This is a genomic window from Umezawaea beigongshangensis (assembly GCF_016464305.1).
GTDB classification, from domain to species: Bacteria; Actinomycetota; Actinomycetes; order Mycobacteriales; family Pseudonocardiaceae; genus Umezawaea_A; species Umezawaea_A beigongshangensis.
This window is the reverse complement of record NZ_JAEIOJ010000008.1, coordinates 128830-146233: the sequence shown is the minus strand read 5'-3', so window position 1 is coordinate 146233 and position 17404 is coordinate 128830. Positions and strand designations below refer to the sequence as shown.

At 74.5% G+C, this 17404-nt stretch carries 14 protein-coding genes; 10 read left to right on the top strand and 4 right to left on the bottom strand.

What is annotated here, in order from left to right; all coding sequences use genetic code 11:
• The first annotated feature begins 30 nt into the window (after nucleotides 1-30).
• The 6 genes from pcaH (at nucleotide 31) to IMZ35_RS20385 (ending at nucleotide 4956) form a co-directional block, all read left to right on the top strand.
• Nucleotides 31-783: a protocatechuate 3,4-dioxygenase subunit beta gene (gene pcaH / locus IMZ35_RS20410; RefSeq protein WP_199442737.1), complete on the top strand. Its 753-nt coding sequence runs from the start codon at nucleotides 31-33 to the stop codon at nucleotides 781-783.
• Nucleotides 780-1322: a protocatechuate 3,4-dioxygenase subunit alpha gene (pcaG, locus tag IMZ35_RS20405; RefSeq protein ID WP_199442736.1), complete on the top strand. Its 543-nt coding sequence runs from the start codon at nucleotides 780-782 to the stop codon at nucleotides 1320-1322. Before pcaH ends, pcaG begins: the two co-directional genes overlap by 4 nt.
• Nucleotides 1315-2664 (top strand): 3-carboxy-cis,cis-muconate cycloisomerase, encoded by a 1350-nt coding sequence (gene pcaB / locus IMZ35_RS20400; protein WP_199442735.1) that lies wholly within the window; start codon nucleotides 1315-1317, stop codon nucleotides 2662-2664. The genes pcaG and pcaB overlap by 8 nt, the downstream gene beginning before the upstream one ends.
• Complete coding sequence (gene pcaD / locus IMZ35_RS20395; RefSeq protein WP_199442734.1) at nucleotides 2661-3434, top strand: 3-oxoadipate enol-lactonase; 774 nt, start codon at nucleotides 2661-2663, stop codon at nucleotides 3432-3434. The genes pcaB and pcaD overlap by 4 nt, the downstream gene beginning before the upstream one ends.
• Nucleotides 3431-3802 carry a 4-carboxymuconolactone decarboxylase gene (gene pcaC, locus IMZ35_RS20390; RefSeq protein WP_307868474.1) on the top strand — a complete coding sequence of 124 codons (372 nt, stop codon included), beginning with the start codon at nucleotides 3431-3433 and terminating at the stop codon, nucleotides 3800-3802. Before pcaD ends, pcaC begins: the two co-directional genes overlap by 4 nt.
• A 203-nt stretch (nucleotides 3803-4005) precedes the next feature.
• Nucleotides 4006-4956, top strand: a complete 951-nt coding sequence (locus tag IMZ35_RS20385; RefSeq protein WP_199442733.1) for a GlxA family transcriptional regulator — start codon at nucleotides 4006-4008, stop codon at nucleotides 4954-4956.
• Here IMZ35_RS20385 and IMZ35_RS20380 read toward each other — a convergent pair.
• Nucleotides 4904-6982 carry an MMPL family transporter gene (locus IMZ35_RS20380; protein ID WP_307868473.1) on the bottom strand — a complete coding sequence of 693 codons (2079 nt, stop codon included), beginning with the start codon at nucleotides 6980-6982 and terminating at the stop codon, nucleotides 4904-4906. The genes IMZ35_RS20385 and IMZ35_RS20380 overlap by 53 nt on opposite strands.
• 169 nt (nucleotides 6983-7151) lie before the next feature.
• Here IMZ35_RS20380 and IMZ35_RS20375 point away from each other — a divergent pair, with 169 nt between their 5' ends.
• The gene (locus IMZ35_RS20375) at nucleotides 7152-7604 is read left to right on the top strand and encodes a MarR family winged helix-turn-helix transcriptional regulator (protein WP_307868470.1); all 453 of its coding nucleotides are present in this window, start codon (nucleotides 7152-7154) and stop codon (nucleotides 7602-7604) included.
• Between the two features lie 16 nt (nucleotides 7605-7620).
• Here the strand turns inward: IMZ35_RS20375 and ppk2 are convergent, their stop codons facing one another.
• The 3 genes from ppk2 to IMZ35_RS20360 form a co-directional block, all read right to left on the bottom strand.
• A complete protein-coding gene (gene ppk2, locus IMZ35_RS20370) occupies nucleotides 7621-8589 on the bottom strand; it encodes a polyphosphate kinase 2 (protein ID WP_307868468.1) in 969 nt (322 codons plus the stop codon).
• A gap of 88 nt (nucleotides 8590-8677) precedes the next feature.
• Nucleotides 8678-9064, bottom strand: a complete 387-nt coding sequence (locus tag IMZ35_RS20365) for a hypothetical protein (RefSeq protein ID WP_199442731.1) — start codon at nucleotides 9062-9064, stop codon at nucleotides 8678-8680.
• 126 nt (nucleotides 9065-9190) lie between these two features.
• Nucleotides 9191-9862: an esterase/lipase family protein gene (locus tag IMZ35_RS20360; RefSeq protein WP_199442730.1), complete on the bottom strand. Its 672-nt coding sequence runs from the start codon at nucleotides 9860-9862 to the stop codon at nucleotides 9191-9193.
• Between the two features lie 202 nt (nucleotides 9863-10064).
• Between IMZ35_RS20360 and IMZ35_RS20355 the strand changes: the two genes are divergently transcribed.
• The 3 genes from IMZ35_RS20355 (at nucleotide 10065) to IMZ35_RS20345 (ending at nucleotide 17368) form a co-directional block, all read left to right on the top strand.
• Nucleotides 10065-12827, top strand: coding sequence for a helix-turn-helix transcriptional regulator (locus tag IMZ35_RS20355; RefSeq protein ID WP_199442729.1), 2763 nt, complete (start codon nucleotides 10065-10067; stop codon nucleotides 12825-12827).
• A gap of 454 nt (nucleotides 12828-13281) precedes the next feature.
• Nucleotides 13282-14607, top strand: coding sequence for a M14 family zinc carboxypeptidase (locus tag IMZ35_RS20350; protein WP_307868466.1), 1326 nt, complete (start codon nucleotides 13282-13284; stop codon nucleotides 14605-14607).
• 196 nt (nucleotides 14608-14803) lie between these two features.
• A complete protein-coding gene (locus tag IMZ35_RS20345) occupies nucleotides 14804-17368 on the top strand; it encodes a glycoside hydrolase family 9 protein (protein ID WP_199442728.1) in 2565 nt (854 codons plus the stop codon).
• Nucleotides 17369-17404 lie beyond the last annotated feature (36 nt).

Sequence of the window (17404 nt, the reverse complement as noted above, 5' to 3'; positions counted from 1 at the left end):
CCGCAGACCCACCCGAGAGGGAGACAGCAGATGGTCGCTCCGACCGCACGGGGCTCCGGTCCCTCCCTGCGGGGCTACCGCAGGGACCCGGAGGGCACCCACGCGCCGCTGGACTCGCCGGGCTACCGGTCGACCGCCCTGCGGCACCCGGGGGAACCGCTGGTGCTCGTGCCGAACCGGCTCACCGAGATCACCGGCCCGCTGCTGGGGCCCGGCCGGCTCGGCGAGCACGACGACGACCTCACCCGTCAGCACGCCGGTGAGCCGCTCGGGCAGCGGATCGTCGTGCACGGCCGCGTCCTCGACGGCGACGGCGCGCCGGTGCGCGACTCGCTGGTGGAGGTGTGGCAGGCCAACGCGGGCGGCCGGTACAGGCACGCGAACGACCGCTGGCCCTCACCGCTGGACCCGAACTTCGACGGTGTCGGCCGCACGCTGACCGACGCGCGGGGCCGCTACGAGTTCACCACGATCCGGCCCGGCGCCTACCCGTGGCGCAACCACGACAACGCCTGGCGGCCCGCGCACATCCACTTCTCGCTGTTCGGCACCGCGTTCGCCCAGCGCCTCGTGACGCAGATGTACTTCCCCGGCGACCCGCTGCTCCTCCAGGACCCGATCGTCAACTCGATCCCGGACGAGAAGGCGCGTCAGCGCGTGGTGGCGCGCTACGACCACGACCGCACCGTCCCGGAGTGGGCGCTCGCCTACGAGTTCGACGTCGTGCTGCGCGGCCGGGAGGCCACGCCGTTCGAGGAACCCCACGACGAGGACGGCGGATGAGCACCCCCTCGCAGACCGTCGGCCCCTACCTCGCGATCGGCCTGCCCTGGGAGGACGGCCCGTTCGCGGTGGCCGCTGGCACGCCCGGCGCGGTGTGGCTGACCGGTGTCGTCCGCGACGGCGAGGGCGCTCCCGTGCCGGACGCGCTGGTCGAGACCTGGCAGGCCGACCCCGACGGCCGGTTCGACCACCCCGACGACCCGCGCGGCGCGGTGCCCCCGCCGGAGGGCTTCCGGGCGTTCGCGCGCTGCCCCACCGACTCGGAGGGGCGCTACCGCGTCCTCACGCTGCTGCCGGGGGCCACCCCGGGGCAGGCGCCGCACGTCGCCGTGTCCGTCCTCGGGCGCGGCATCGTGCAGCGCCTGGCCACCCGGATCTACTTCCCGGAGAACGCCGAGGCCAACGAGGCGGACCCGGTCCTCGCGGTCGTCCCGCCGGAGCGCAGGCACACGCTGGTCGCGAGGCGTGCCGACGAGGAGACCTACGAGTTCGACGTGCGCTTGCAGGGAGAAGGAGAGACGGTCTTCTTCGATGTCTGACGCCACCGGCCTGTTCGACGGCGTGCTCGCCGCCGGGGGAGTGCGCGACCTGACCGACGACACCGCCTGGGTGCGGGCCATGCTCGACTTCGAGGCCGCGCTCGCGGCGGCGGAGGCGGAGCACGGACTCGTCGACCCCGCCGACGCCGCCGCCGTCGCGGACGCGGCGGCCGACCCGTCGTCCTACGACGCCGCCGCGCTCGGCCGGGCGGCGGCGGGCACCGGCAACCCCGCCGGGCCGCTGGTGCGGGAGCTGACCGATCGGGCGGGGGCGGCCGGACGGATCGTGCACCTCGGCGCGACCAGCCAGGACGTCGTGGACACCGCGGCGATGCTCGTCGCCCACCGCGCGCTGGAGGTGCTGCTGATCGACCTGCGGGTGTGCGGCGACCTGCTGGCCGACCTGGCGGAGCGGCACGCCGGCACCGTCCAGGTGGGCCGGACGCTGCTCCAGCACGCCCTGCCCACGACGTTCGGCGTCGTCGCGGCGAGCTGGCTGTCCGGTGTGGACGCGGCCTCCGACCGGCTCGTCCGGGTGCGCGCGGACCGGCTGGCCGTGCAGTTCGGCGGGGCGGTGGGCACCCTGGCGTCGCTGGGGGAGCGCGGTCCCGCCGTGCTCACCTCGCTGGCCGCGCTGCTCGGGCTGCGCGAGGCCGCGCCGTGGCACACCGAGCGGACCAGGGTCGCGGAGCTGGCCGCCGCGCTCGGCGGGGCGTGCGGTGCCGTCGCCACCGTCGCGCGGGACGTCGTGCTGCTCGCGCAGACCGAGGTCGCCGAGGTCCGCGAGGAGGGCCCGGAGGGCACCGGCGGATCGTCGACGATGCCGCACAAGCGCAACCCCGTCGCCGCGGTGGCCGCGGTGGCGTCCGCGCAGCAGGCGCCCGGACTCGTCGCCACGCTGTTCGCCGCGATGGCGCAGGAGCACCAGCGGGCCGCCGGTTCCTGGCACGCCGAGTGGGTGCCGCTGCGGTCCCTGCTGCGCGCCACCGGATCGGCCGCGCACTGGCTGCGCGCCTCGCTGGAGCGGCTGCGCGTCGACGAGGACGCGATGCGCGCGAACGTCGGTCTCACCGGCGGCCTGCTGCTCGCCGAACGCGTCACCACCGCCCTCGCACCCGCGGCGGGACGCCTCGCCGCGCACGACGCCGTGACCGCGTGCTGCCGCCGGGTCGCCGAGGGGCGGGGCGAGCTGGCGGACCTGCTGGCCGCCGACCCGCTCGTCGGCGCGCACCTCGACCGCTCCGCCGTCGCCGCCCTGCTGGACCCGGCCGGGTACGTCGGCAGCGCCGCTGAGTTCACCGCCCGCGCCGTCGCCGCGCACCGAGGAAGGACCTCCCGATGACCGTCGTCCCGCACCACCTCGTCGAGGGACCGCCGGACGGGGACGTCGTGGTGCTCAGCGGCTCGCTCGGCAGCGACCTGCGCACGTGGGACGCGCAGGTGGGGCCGCTGGTGACCGCCGGGTTCCGCGTCGTGCGCCACGACCACCGCGGGCACGGCCACTCGCCCGTGCCGCCCGGCCCGTACTCGCTGGCCGACCTCGGCGGCGACGTCCTCGCCCTGCTCGACCGCGTCGGCGCGCGGCGCGTCCACTGGGTCGGCCTGTCCCTGGGCGGCATGGTGGGGACGTGGCTCGCGCAGCACGCGCCCGAACGGCTGCGCGGACTCGTGCTGCTGTGCACCTCCGCCCGGCTCGGGCCGCCGGAGAGCTGGGCCGAGCGCGCCGCCCTGGTGCGCGCGCGGGGCACGGGAGCCGTCGCGGCGGCCGTGGTGGGGCGCTGGCTCACCCCCGGCTTCGCCCTGGCCCACCCCGAGGTGCCCGCCGAGCTGATCGCGATGGTCGCCGGCACCTCCGCCGAGGGCTACGCGTCGTGCTGCGCGGCGATCGGGGACGCGGACCTGGAGCCGGGGCTGCCGGGGATCACCGCGCCGACCCTGCTCGTCGCCGGCGCCCAGGACCCCGCCACGCCGCCGCCGCACCTGGAGCGCATCGCCGCCGCGGTCCCCGGCGCGCGCCTGGAGGTCCTGGACCCCGGCGCGCACCTGGTGACCGCGGAGCAGCCCGAGAGGACGAGTCGGCTGATCGTCGACCACCTGAGGAGCGTCGCGTGAGCCACGACGAGGGCATGACGGTGCGCCGCGAGGTGCTCGGCGACGACCACGTGGACCGAGCGGTCGCCGCGACGACCCCGTTCACCGAGCCGTTCCAGGACTACATCACCTCGTCGGTGTGGGGTTCGATCTGGACCAGGCCGGGACTGGACCGCAGGACGAGGTCGTGCGTCACCCTCGCCGTGCTGACCGCGCTGGGCGCGCACGACGAGCTGGCGATGCACGTGCGGGCGGCCGTGCGCAACGGGCTGTCGGCCGAGGAGATCGGCGAGGTGCTGCTGCACACCGGGGCCTACGCGGGCGTGCCCGCGTCGAACAGCGCCTTCAGGATCGCCCAGACCGTGCTCGCGGAGCTGGGCGAGGCGTAGCCCGCCGCCGGCCGCCTCGTGGACGACCCCGGAGCGGTGCCCACGACGGTCGGCGAACGCGAGCAGGCGGCCGGACCGCCGCGCCGCGGGGTGGTGGGGAACCCGCCGTGCCGGCGGCGGCCCGTGCACCGGAGCGGGTGGTGTTCGCCGGACACGTGCCCGTGAACCCGTCGATCACGTCCACCGGCCCTACCGTGGGGTCCGTGGACGAACGCCTCGTGGTCGTGGTCGCCTGCCGGACGAGCGAACTGCTGGACGTCGCGTGCGTGACGTCCACCCTCGACGTCGCCAACCGGATCGGGGCCCTCCCGCCGTACCGGACGCGCGTGGTGAGCCCCGGCGGCGACGACGTCGTCGCCGACTCCGGGCTCTCGCTGCGCGGCCGGGGATCGCTGGAGCGGGTCGCCGGGCCGCTGGACACCCTCGTCGTCGCCGGTGGCCTCGGTGACGGCGACTCCGCGGCCGACGGGCGGTTCACCGGGCACGTGCGGCGGATCGCCCGCGAGAGCCGCCGCGTCGCGTCGGTGTGCACGGGCGCGGGCGTGCTCGCCGCCGCCGGGCTGCTCGACGGCAAGCGCGTGACGACGCACTGGCACGACGTCGAGCGGCTGGCCGCCGCGCACCCGGCGGTCGACGTCGACCCGCGTCCGGTGCACGTGCGCGACGGAGCGGTGGCCACCGCCTCCGGGATCGCCGGGGCGCTGGACCTGACGCTCTGCCTGGTCGAGGAGGACCACGGCGCCGACCTCGCGCGCTGGGTGGCCCGCACGCTGGTCACCTCGCCCCGGCCGCCGGGCGGGCCGGTCCCGGAGGGTGTCTCCGCACCGCTGGAGCACCCCGTCGTCGGGCACGTCGTGGACCACGTCGTCACGACGCTGGACGGCGACCTGAGCGCGGCGGTGCTCGCGGCGCGGGCCGGGATCGGCGAGCGGCGACTCGTCCGGCTGTTCACCCGGCACGTCGGGACGACGCCCGACCGGTTCGTGCGCGACGCCCGCACCAGGGCCGCCGCCCACCTGCTGACGTCCACGACGCTGCCGGTGGCGCAGGTGGCGGCCCGGTGCGGGTTCCGCTCGACGGCGGCCCTGCGCCGCTCGTTCGTCAGCCGGTACGGGCTGTCCCCGTCTCGTCACCGCGCGGCGGCGGCGCGGTAGGCCGCCTGCCCAGCGCGCTCGGCAGCCAGGTGCGCCGGCCGATGTCGGTGATCAGCGCGGGCACCAGCAGCGACCGCACCACGAGCGTGTCGAGCAGGACGCCGAACGCCACCAGGAACGCGATCTGGGCGAGGAACAGGATCGGCAGCACGGCGAGGGCGGAGAACGTCGCCGCCAGCACCACGCCCGCCGAGGTGATCACCCCGCCGGTCACGGTGAGCGCGCGGGACGTCCCCTCGGCCGTGCCGTGGGCCAGCGCCTCCTCGCGGACGCGCGTCACCAGGAAGATGTTGTAGTCCACGCCGAGCGCCACCAGGAACACGAACGCGAACAGCGGCACGCTCGGATCGGCGCCGGGGAAGCCGAGGACGTGGTTGAACACCAGCGCGGACAGGCCCAGCGTCGCCGCGAACGACAGCACCACGGTGCCGATCAGCACCAGCGGCGCGACCAGCGCCCGCAGCAGCAGCGCCAGGATCAGGAAGATCACGGCCAGCACGATCGGGATGATCACGCCCAGGTCGCGCGTCGCCGTGGTCCGCGTGTCGAGCTGCGTCGCCGTGGGGCCGCCGACCTTCGCGTCCGATCCCGGCACGGCCCTCACGGCGTCCCGCAGGGCGCGCACGGTGTCCACGGCGGCCGGGCTGTCGGCGGCGTCGGTGAGCGTCGCGCTCAGCTCGACCCGCCCGTCCACGACCTGCGGCTGCTCGGGGGAGCCGGTGAAGCGGACGTCGGCCACGCCGTCCACGGCGCGGGCCGCGTCGGCCACCCCCGCCGCGGAGCCCGCCGCGGCGATGATCACCGCGGGGGAGCCGGAGCCGCCGGGGAAGTGCTCGCCCAGCACCTCCTGACCGGCGACCGAGTCGACGTCGCCGAGGAAGGTGTCGGTCTGCGCGGTGCCGGAGGCCCGGAACTGCGGCAGGAACGCCACCGCGACCAGCAGCGCGACGGTCGTGATCACCCAGGTGCGGCGCGGCCTGGTCCGCACCGCGTCGGCCACGCGGTGCCACACGCCGTGCTCGCGGGTGCGCCGGTCGTCGCCGACCTTCGGGCGGAAGGGCCAGAACGCGGCGCGGCCCAGCAGGACCAGGGCGGCGGGCAGGAACGTCAGGCACGCCAGCAGCGAGGCCGCGATGCCGATCGCGGCGACCGGGCCGAGGCCGCGGTTGGAGTTGAGGTCGCTGAACAGCAGGCACAGCAGGCCGGCGATCACGGTGCCCGCCGAGGCGGTGATCGGGGCGACCGTGGCGCGCAGGGCCCGCCGCACGGCCGTCCAGGAGGAGCGTTCCCGGTACAGCTCCTCGCGGTAGCGGGAGACCAGCAGCAGCGCGTAGTCCGTGGCCGCGCCGAACACGAGGATGAACAGGATGCCCCTGCTCTGGCCGTTGAGCGCGATGACGTCGGCCGCCGCGAGCTGGTGGACCAGCAGCACGGCCAGGCACAGCGCCAACGCCGCCGACACGAGCACCACCAGCGGCAGGAGGGGACTGCGGTAGACGACGAGCAGGATCAGCGCGACCGCGACGGCGGTGACGACCAGCAGCAGCCCGTCGATCCCGCTGAACGCCTCGCCGAGGTCGGCGACCAGCGCGGCCGGGCCGGTCACGTGGACGGTCAGGCCGTCGGGGCGGTCCTGCCGCGCGGACTCGCGCAGCGTGCTCACGGCCTCGACGGAGCCCTCCTCGTCCGCGCCGTCGAGCGCCACGACGAGCTGGAGCGCGCGGCCGTCCTCCGACGGGATCGGCGGCGACACCTGCTCGGCGAGGTCCTTCGCCGCCTCGCTCCGGGCGACGGCGAACGCCCGGTCGGCGTCGGTGAGACCGCCGTCGCGCTCGAACACGACGATCGCGGGCAGGAGCTGCTGCTCGGCGAACGTCTCGCGCAGCCGGGCGACCTCGGTGGCCTCGGCGCTGGCGGGGAGGAACGCGGCGTTGTCGTTGGTCTCGACGTCGCTCAGCTTGCCCTGGTAGGCGCCACCGACTCCGCCGATGCCGAGCCAGGCCACGACGAGCAGTGCCGGCAGCACCCGGCGCAGGATTCGCGCTCTGCGCGTGGACGGTGCCCTGGTGGTCGGCGGAGGCGTCACTGTCGTCCTCTGATGTCGTTGGAGCGGTGGACGGGACGAACAATCGTTCAGTCCGCTGAACATTATTGTTCAGTCCGCTGAGGGTTTCGCACGACGGGAGGATGCGAGCGTGACGGAGGTCACCTCGAACGGGGACGACGTGGTCGGAGAGGTGGCGACCTGGCCCACCGGCCGACTGCTGTCCGTGGCCGCGCGCCTGGTGGAGCGCTCGTGGGAGAGGTACCTGGCGGGGCTGGACCTGACGCACGCCGGGCTCATCGCGCTGCACGTCCTGTGCTCCGGCGAGCTGTCGCAGCGGCAGCTCGCCCAGCGCTGCCAGGTCACCGACCAGACCATCAGCCGCACGGTCGACCGGCTGCGCCAGGCCGGGTACGTCGAGCGGGCCGTGGACGAGCGGGACCGGCGCCGGGTCACGGTGACCGTCACCGACGCCGGGCGGCGTGCCCACGCCACGGCGCTGGAGGCCGAGCGGGACGACCCCGCCGTCCTGGGCACCGTGGACGACTACGAGGGGCTGCGCCGCCAGCTCGTGCAGATGGTGACGGCGCTGCGGGGCTCCTGACCGGCCGCACCGGGCTTCACCTCCGCGGGTGCAGGCCGGGCTCGGTCCAGTCCGACCGGTGGGGGATCAGGGGGGTCGGCGAGAGGTCCGTGGCGTCCTCGCCGGCCTCCAGCAGCGTGGCCGCCGCGCCGACGATCGCGGGGTCGGGGCGGCCCACCACGGCGTCGTCCCGGCCCGTGTAGTCGAAGCGGATCAGCAGGCTGCGCATGGCCTCCAGCCGGGCCCGCTTCTTGTCGTTGCTCTTGACGACCGTCCACGGCGCGCGCTCGGTGTCGGTCTCCCGGAACATCGCCACCTTCGCCGCGGTGTAGTCGTCCCACTTGTCCAGGGACTCCAGGTCCATCGGGCTGAGCTTCCACTGCCGCACCGGGTCCACCTGCCGGATCGCGAACCGGGTGCGCTGCTCGCTCTGCGACACCGAGAACCAGAACTTCACCAGGTGCACGCCGTCCTCGACGAGCATGTCCTCGAAGCGGGGGGCCTGACGCAGGAAGCGCCGGTACTCCTCGTCGGTGCAGAAGCCCATGACGCGCTCCACACCGGCCCGGTTGTACCAGGAGCGGTCGAACAGGACGATCTCCCCGGCGGAGGGCAGGTGCGCCACGTAGCGCTGGAAGTACCACTGCGTGCTCTCGCGCTCCGAGGGCTTCTCCAGCGCCACGACGTGCGAGCCGCGCGGGTTGAGGTGCTCGGTGAACCGCTTGATCGTGCCGCCCTTGCCGGCCGCGTCGCGTCCCTCGAACAGCACGACCAGGCGCTGCCCGGTCTCCTTGACCCAGTACTGGAACTTCAGCAGCTCGATCTGCAGCAGCCGCTTCTCGCGGTCGTACTCCTCGCGCTGCATCCGCTCGTCGTAGGGGTAGTTCTCCCGCCAGGTGTCCACCGGGGTGCCGTCGCGGCGCAGCAGCACCGGGTCGTCCTCGTCGCTGTGGTCGACGCGGAAGTCCGCGATCAGATCGTCGATGTTCGCCGGTTCAACCGTCACCTCCGGCGATTACCCGGTAGGGGGACGGCTCATACCTCGTCCGAGTGACGAACCGGACGGATCAGACCTGGTGGGAGCAGCACTCGCGTCACGCGTCCGGGGAGCTGAACTGCACGACGGGAACCGGCCGCACGGGCCTGGCGGCGGGCGCGGGGACCGACAGCGTGATCTCGGGCTCGCGGATCACCTGCTTGGGCAGCGTCGGAGCGGTGACGACCGGCGCGGGAGCCGGGGCGTTGAGCCGCTGCTGCGCCTGCGAGATCCACAGCGCCCACATGGCGGCGTCGCGCGTCACGGACGTCTCCGCGCGCAGCGCCGACAGGACGCCCCGCACGCGCGCGGCGAGGACGGGGTGCTCGCGCACCCGGTCCCAGGTGCCGGGGTTCCGCTCCCTGGTGCAGCGCCGCACCTGCTCGACGAGCTGGGCGTGGGACAGGGACAGCCACTGGTCCGCCGAACGGGTGGTCGTGCGCATGGGTCGGGCCTCTCTGACAGCGATGATCACGATGTGCCCGATCACTGCCCACTGGCCCGCGTTTCCAAACATCCCGTGGTGGCCGGATCGTGCAGGGGGCGATCCGGCCACCGGAGGGGTGGCGTCTCAGCTGCCCAGGAAGGACACCACCTGGTTGAGGATCGTGCTGCTGGTGAGGAAGGCTCCGTGCGAGGTGCACGAGGTCAGGGTGTTCGTGGCGCCGGTGAGCGCCGTGCTGGTGTAGGGGTTGATCACGCCGTCGCACGAGGAGTACCAGGTGCGGTACTTCACCGTCCCCGGCGTCTCGTCACCGGAGTTGAGCGTGCTCAGGAACGACGAGCCCGGCGTCATCTGCTGGCACGACGGATAGGCCGAGCACAGCGAGGCGATGGTCGTGCCGTGGTTCGCGCCGGCGAGCGAGGCCCAGTGGTTCACGTACGCCGTGCCGCCGAGCTGCTTGACGTACCAGCGGCTGACGAGCCCGCCCATCGAGTGGTTGACGACGTCGACCTTCGCCGCACCGGTCTGGTTGCGGACCTGCGTCACGTACGTCGCGAGGTTCGCGGCGGACGTCGCGTTGGACTGGTTGTAGCTGTAGGTGAACGCGAACAGCTCCGCGTCGGTGTACCCGGCCGTGCGGAACACCGCCTTCGCCGAGTTCCACGTCGATCCGCTGCTGTTGTAGCCGTGCACGAACACGACCGGCGTGCGGGCTTCCGCGTTCGCGGTGCCCGCGCCGACGGTGACGACCGCTGTGGCGGTCAGCAGGGTCAGCAGGGTGCTGATGAGCCGACGCATCGATCCTCCTCGTGGGGTGGGAGTTCGCAGTCTCGTGAGCCGCGCGGCGCGCGGCATCGGTCGATCCACCGGTGCGCGGCCCCCGGCTCCTCCGCTGTTCGACACCCGGTTCGACGGTCCGGTCGACGGGTTTCGACAACTGTGAACCGCTTGCGCCGCACGGGGCTTTCCGCCGCGACGGCCCGCCGACGAGACTGACCGCATGGTCACCGGGGTTCACGGGGTGCCGGTGGGCGCCGCGCTGCGCGGTCGCGGTGCGGAGCTGGCCCTGCTGCGCGGGGCGGTCGACGCCGCGCGCGCGGCACGGGGCTCGGCGCACGTCGTGCGCGGCGGGCCCGGCAGCGGCCGGACGGCGCTGCTCGACGCGGCGACCGCGCTGGCCGAGGGCTTCACCGTGCTGTCCACCGCGGGTGCGCCGACCGAGACGGCCGTGCCGCTGTCCGGGTTGCACCGCCTGCTGCAACCGCTGGCCGACCGGATCGAGACCCACTCGTGGAGCCATCCCGGTCTGCTCGCGGTCGCCGCGGGCCACCGCGCCGGGCCGGCGGCCGACCCGTTCGCGCTGAGCGCCGCCGTGCACCGGCTGCTGACCGTGAGCGCCCGCGAACGGCCGCTGCTGCTGCGCGTCGACGACGCGGACCTGCTCGACAGCACCTCCCTGGAGGTGCTGGTGTTCTGCGCCCGCAGGCTCGTCGCCGAACCCGCCGTGCTGCTGTTCGCGACCGACGTCGCCGAGGTCCGCGGCGCGGCCGACCCGCTGGCCGGGCTGCCGGGGCTGCACCTCGCGCCGCTGCGGAAGGCCGCGGCACGCCTGCTGCTGGCCGATCTGATCAGCCCGCCGCCGCCGGACGACCTCGCCGACGACCTCGTGGACCTCGCCTGCGGCAGTCCCGGTGCGCTGGTGGACCTCGCCCGCGCGCTCACCCCGGCGCAGTTGTGCGGACGCGAGCCCGCTCCGGGGGCGCTGCCCCGGCACAGCGCGCTGCGCGCCCGGCTCACCGCCCGCTTCGACGCGCTGTCCGCCGGAGCGCGCGCGATCGTGCTGCTCGCCGTCGTCGACGACCGCCTCGGGCTCGACGAGGCGGTCGCGGCGTCCGGCGCCGACCTGGCCGCACTGGACGAGGCGCGGTGCCGCGGGCTGCTCGACGTCGACGGCGACCGCGTCACCGTGCCCGGTGAACTCGTGCGCTCGACGCTGGAGGCGCACGCGCCGCTCGCCGACCGCGCGGAGGCCCACGCGCGGCTCGCGCGGACGCTCGACCGGTCGGCGCAGCGGGTGCGGCGGCTGTGGCACCGCGCCGCCACGGCCACCGGGCCGCACGACGACCTGGCCGACGACCTCGCCGCCGAGGCCGCGGCGGCGAGGTCGTCGAACGACTGGGCCACCTCCTCCCGCTCCTTCTGGCGCTCCGCCGCGCTCACCTCGGACCAGCACGCCCGCGCCGCGCGGCTGCTGTCCGCCGCGGCCGACTGCTGGCGGGACGGCGGCACCAGCCGCTCCCGCACGCTGCTGCGCCGCATCCGGCCCCTGGCCACGGCGCGGGACCTGCGCGGCCTGGCGGACCTCGTGGGCGGCGGGATCGAACTCGGCGACGGCGCGCCCGCCCAGGCCCGGAGGCTGCTGCTCGACGCGGCGCACCGGCTGGAACCCACCCACCGGGCGCTCGGCGCGACCGCGCTGGTGTTCGCCGCGGAGGCCGGTGACATCGCGGGCGACCACCTCGGCTACCTCGACGTCGCCCGGCGGGCCGCCCGCTGGCGGCGCGCCGGTGATCCGCCGGAGACCGCGCTGATGCTCGACCACGTCGAGGGGGTGGCCGCCATGCTCGACGGGCGGCACGGCGACGCCCTGGCGCCCCTGCGCCGCGTCGTCGCGACCGCGGCCGGCCGGGTGGGCACCACGTCGCTGATCTGGGCGAGCCACGCCGCGTGGGCGCTGGGCGACGGCGACCGGGCGCACGGGCTGGCGACGCGGGCCGTGGGCTCCGCGCGGCAGGGGATCACGGCGCTCGTGCCGTGGTCGCTGCTGCACCTGGCGCACGCCGCCCTGCTGATCGACCGGCACGCCGCCGCGGCGGCGGCCTCGGCGGAGGGGATGCGCGCCGCGCGGGCCGTGGGGCAGCGCAACTGCGCGCTGAGCCACGCCGCCGTGCTCGCGGTGCTCGCCGCGTCGCTGGGCGACCGGGACACGGCGCTGCACCGGACGTCCGCCGCCGCGGACGGCGTCGCGCGCGGGGGACTGGGCAAGCTCGGTGCGCTGGCGTCGTGGGCGCTGGCCGTGGTCGACCTGCTCGACGACCGGCCCGCCGACGCACTGAACCGGCTGCGCCTGATGGCGGTGGGCACCGGACCGGTGCACGCGGCGGTCAGGGTGATGGCCGTGCCGCACTTCGTGGAGGCCGCGCTGGGGTGCGGCGAGCGGGACGCTGCGCTGCGCGCCCTGGAGCACTACGAGGCGTGGTCCGACGGCACCGGCAGCGCGGCCAGGCGCGCTCTCGCGCACCGCTGCCGCGGCCTGCTCGCCCAGCGTCCCGGCGTCGCCGACGAGCACTTCGCCGAGGCCGTCCGGCTGCACCGCGCGAGCGGCACCGCGCTGGAGCTGGCCAAGACCGAGCTGTTCCACGCCCAGCGGCTGCGCCGGGACCGCAAGCCGGGCGCGGCGCGGGTGCTGCTGACCGAGGCCGTCCGGATCTTCGAGCGGTACGACGCCGCGCGGTGGGCGGCGAAGGCCCGCGCGGAACTGCGCGCGGCGGGTGCGCCGGGCGACGGACCGCCCCGCTCGACCGGTGGCGACCTGACGCCCCAGCAGGCGCAGATCGCCCGCTCGGCCGCGCTCGGAGCCACCAACCGGGAGATCGCGGCCCAGCTGTTCCTGTCCCCGCGCACGGTCGAGCACCACCTGCGCAACGTGTTCGCCAAGCTCGACGTGCGCTCCAGGGTCGAACTGGCCCGCATCCTGGACTGAGGCAGAACGGGCAAGCATCGGGCGCGAAGGACTCCCCTTCGGGCGCGACCCGGCCGAGGTCGAACTGCTATACCTGTGTCCCTCAGCTCAGGCACGGACACTCCTCTGGTGGAGGGAAGTCGCACACATGTCCGCAACCGGTCGCGGCTCGACGGGCAGGGTCAATCCCACGCCCGTGGGGTAGTGGCGGCACCGGGCCGACGGTCGTCGCCACCACCGCACTCGACGACGAGGGGCGCTCCCGGACTCCGGGGGCGCCCCTCGCTCGTCGCGGGGAGACCGCGTGCTCCGCCGGGGTTCCGGGCTCCCATCACATCCGCCGCGCACACCGTGAAGAGCTGGTGCGCCGTTCCCGACCATCGGGTGATGTCGTCCCCGGTGCGCGCCGCGCACACTGAGCGTGCCCGTGTGACCACCCTGCACCTGCGGGCACCTTCCGAGAGGTGGATCTCCTGTGCGACCACGATCCCTGCTCACCACCCTCCTGACCGCCGCCGCGCTCGTGCTCCCCGCCGCCCTCACCGGCGTGGCGCAGGCCGCGCCCACCGACGTCCCGCTCGTGTGGCGCGTGCCGCTGTCCTCCCCGTCCGACGTGCGGGCGCTGACCGAGGCCGGGTTCGACGTCGTCGAGCCGGAGGCCGACGCCGCGTTCGTGATCGGAGACCGGAGCGTCGCCCGCGAGCTGGCGCGGCTCGGTCACGCGCCCACCCGGTTCGACACCGTCTACAAAGAACTCCCGGTCGGCGCGGCCGACGTGTCGGCGGCGAGCTTCTACGGCGGCTACCGGACCGTCGCGGAGCACGAGGCGCACCTGTCCCGAGTGGCCTCGGCGCACCCGGACCTCGTGACCTCCTACGACATCGGCGACTCGTGGCGCAAGACGCAGGGGCTCTCCGGCGGTCACGACGTCCGCGCCGTGTGCATCACCAAGAAGCAGGCCGGCGACTGCCAGCGCACGCCGAACTCGACCAAGCCGCGCTTCACGATGATGGCCCAGGTCCACGCGCGCGAACTGTCCACCGGGGAGCTCGCCTGGCGCTGGATCGACTTCCTGGTCGACGGGTACGGCACCGACGCGGACGCCACGAGCATCCTCGACACCACCGAGGTGTGGGTCGTGCCGATCGCGAACCCCGACGGCGTCGACCTCGTCGCGGCCGGCGGCAACAGCCCGCGGTTGCAGCGCAAGAACGCCAACACCAGCCGGGGGAGCTGCACCGGCACGAGCATCGGCGTGGACCTGAACCGCAACTCCAGCTTCAAGTGGGGCGGTGACTCGAACTCCGCGTGCGCCGAGACCTACCAGGGCACGGCGGCGAAGTCCGAGCCGGAGACCCTGGCGCTGGAGAGCCTGTTCAGCTCCATCTACCCCGACCAGCGCGGATCGTCGGACACGGCGGCGGCACCGCTCACCGCGCGCGGCACGATGATCACGCTGCACAGCTACGGCAACTCCATCGTCATCCCGTGGGGCTGGACGCGGACGAGGGCCCCGAACGACGCGCAGATGCGGGCGTTCGGCGCGAAGATGGCCGCGCACAACGGCTACCTGGTGGGCACGAACGCCGAGACCGTCGGCTACGACACCACGGGCACCCAGGACGACTACACCTACGGCGTGCTGGGCGTGGCGAGCGTGACGTTCGAGGTCGGCGCGTCCAGCGGCACGTGCGGCGGGTTCTTCCCGGCGTACTCGTGCGTCGACAGCACCTTCTGGCCGAAGAACAGGGGGGCGTTCGTCGTCGCGGCGAAGGCCGCCGCTGCTCCGTACCGGAGCTGATCCCCCGCGACCCGGACCGCTCCGCCCGGAGCGGTCCGGGAGGTGATCACTGCGCGTAATGAGATGTTCACCAAGGCTTGACAAGTGTGGCCCAGGTAACAGACGCTCTTTCTGGGAGCGCTCCCAGAAATGGCCGTCCGACTCGACCTGCGGAGAAGGATCAATGCCGACACCCGTCAGCCGAACACTGCGCTCGATGCTGATCACCGCACTCGTCCTGCCCTTCGCCGGACTGACCGGAGGAGGTGCGGCAACGGCCTCCGACACCGCCGACGCCGCGGAACAGGTCCTCAACGGCAACTTCGACGCCGGAACCGCCCCCTGGTGGTGGACCGCGAACTCGCCCGCCGCCGTCGTGGACGGCCGCCTGTGCGCCGAGGTCGCCGGAGGCACGAGCAACGCCTGGGACGCGATCATCGGCCAGAACGCCATCACCCTGGTCGACGGCGAGAGCTACGAGTTCTCGTTCACCGCGTCGGCGTCCGCGCCGCGCACCGTGCTGGCGAACGTGCAGCTCGCGGACCCGCCCTACACCGCGCAGGTCTCCACGCCCACGACGCTCGGGGCCGAGCCGCGCACCTTCACCACCACGTTCACCTCCACCGCGGAGACCTCGGCCGGGCAGGTCGCGTTCCAGATCGGCGGCGGCGCCGAGCCGTGGACCTTCTGCGTCGACGACGTGTCCCTGCGCGGCGGCGCGGAACCGCCGGCCTACGAACCGGACACCGGGCCGCGGGTGCGGGTCAGCCAGGTCGGGTACCTGCCGACCGGGCCGAAGCGCGCCACGGTCGTCACCGGGGCGACCGCGCCCCTCGGCTGGGAGCTCAAGGACGCCTCCGGCGCGGTCGTGGAGACCGGCACCGCCTCCCCGCACGGCCTGGACCCGTCCTCGCGGCAGTCCACCCAGCTGATCGACTTCAGCGGGTTCACCGCGCACGGCTCCGGCTACACGCTCACCGCCGACGGCGAGACCAGCCACCCCTTCGACATCACGCCCGGCCTGTACGACGCGCTGCGCAGCGACTCCCTCGCGTTCTTCTACCACCAGCGCAGCGGCACGCCGATCGAGGCGTCGCTGGTCGGCACCGACTACGCGCGCCCGGCGGGCCACCTCCAGGTCGCGCCCAACCAGGGCGACGTGGACGTGCCGTGCCAGCCCGGCGTGTGCGACTACCGCCTCGACGTGCGCGGCGGCTGGTACGACGCCGGTGACCAGGGCAAGTACGTCGTCAACGGCGGCATCGCCACGGCTCAGCTCCTCGGCCAGTTCGAGCGCACGAAGACCGCGCCCGTCTCGTACCCGGACGCGCTGGGCGACGGCACGCTGCGCGTCCCCGAGCGGAACAACGGCGTGCCGGACGTGCTGGACGAGGCGCGCTGGGAGCTGGAGTTCCTGTCGCGGATGCAGGTCCCGGCCGGGCAGCCGCTGGCGGGCATGGTGCACCACAAGATCCACGACGCGCAGTGGACCGGCCTGCCCCAGCGTCCCGAGCTGGACGCGCAGCCCCGTGAGCTGCACCCGCCGTCGACCGCGGCCACGCTGAACCTCGCGGCCGTCGCGGCCCAGGGCGCACGACTCTTCGCCCCCTACGACGGCGTGTTCTCCGACCGGCTGCTGGAGACCGCGCGCACCGCGTACGCGGCGGCGCTGGCCCACCCCGACGTGTATGCGAGCCCCGCCGACAGCACGGGCGGCGGCGCGTACGACGACACGAACGTGAGCGACGAGTTCTACTGGGCCGCGGCCGAGCTGTACCTCACGACCGGTGAGAACGCCTTCCTGAACGCGGTGACCTCCTCGCCGCACCACACCGGCGACGTGTTCGGCGACGCCGGGTTCTCCTGGAACTCGCTGGCGGCCATCGCCCGGCTGGACCTCGCCACCGTGCCCAGCTCGCTGCCGGACCGCGAGGCCGTCCGCGCGTCGGTCCGCTCGGCGGCGAACCGCTACGTGGCGATCGCCGAGGCCGACGCCTGGGACCTGCCGTTCGCGCCCGCCGGAGGCGAGACGTTCTGGGGCTCCAACAGCAACGTGCTCAACAACGGCGTCGTGCTCGCGGTGGCCTACGACATCAGCGGTGACACGAGGTACCGCGACGCGGCGCTCGCGACCGTGGACTACGTGCTGGGCCGCAACCCGCTGAACAAGTCCTACGTCGCCGGCTACGGCGAGGCCCCGGTCCGCAACCTGCACCACCGGTTCTGGGCCAACCAGAACGACCCGTCGCTGCCGATCGCGCCGCCAGGATCGCTCGCGGGCGGCCCGAACTCCGGGCTGCAGGACCCGATCGCCGCGGCGAAGCTCGCCGGGTGCGCGCCCGCGATGTGCTTCATCGACGACATCGGCTCGTACTCGACGAACGAGGTCGCGATCAACTGGAACTCCGCGCTGGCGTGGATGGCGAGCTTCGCCGCCGACCAGGGCGGCGGGGAGCCGGTGTCGGGTCGCTGCTCGGTGTCCTACCAGCAGGTCGGCTCGTGGAAGGACGGGTTCGTCGTCAGGGTCGCGGTGACGAACACCGGGGTCAGGGCCGTGACGGGGTGGCGGCTGAGCTTCGCGTTCGCCGGAGCTCAGCGCCTGCTCGACTCGTGGGACGCCACCAGCGTCCAGTCCGGCGCGACGGTGACCGTCACGCCCGCACCGCGGGCCAGGACCATCAGGCCCGGCGCGACGAGCGAGTTCTGGTTCCGCGCGGAGACGTCGGGCGCGGCTCCGGCGCCGACGCTGTTCCGCTTGAACGGCAACCCCTGCACGTCCTGAGCACGACCGCGTCCCCCCGCCGCGACCGCGGCGGGG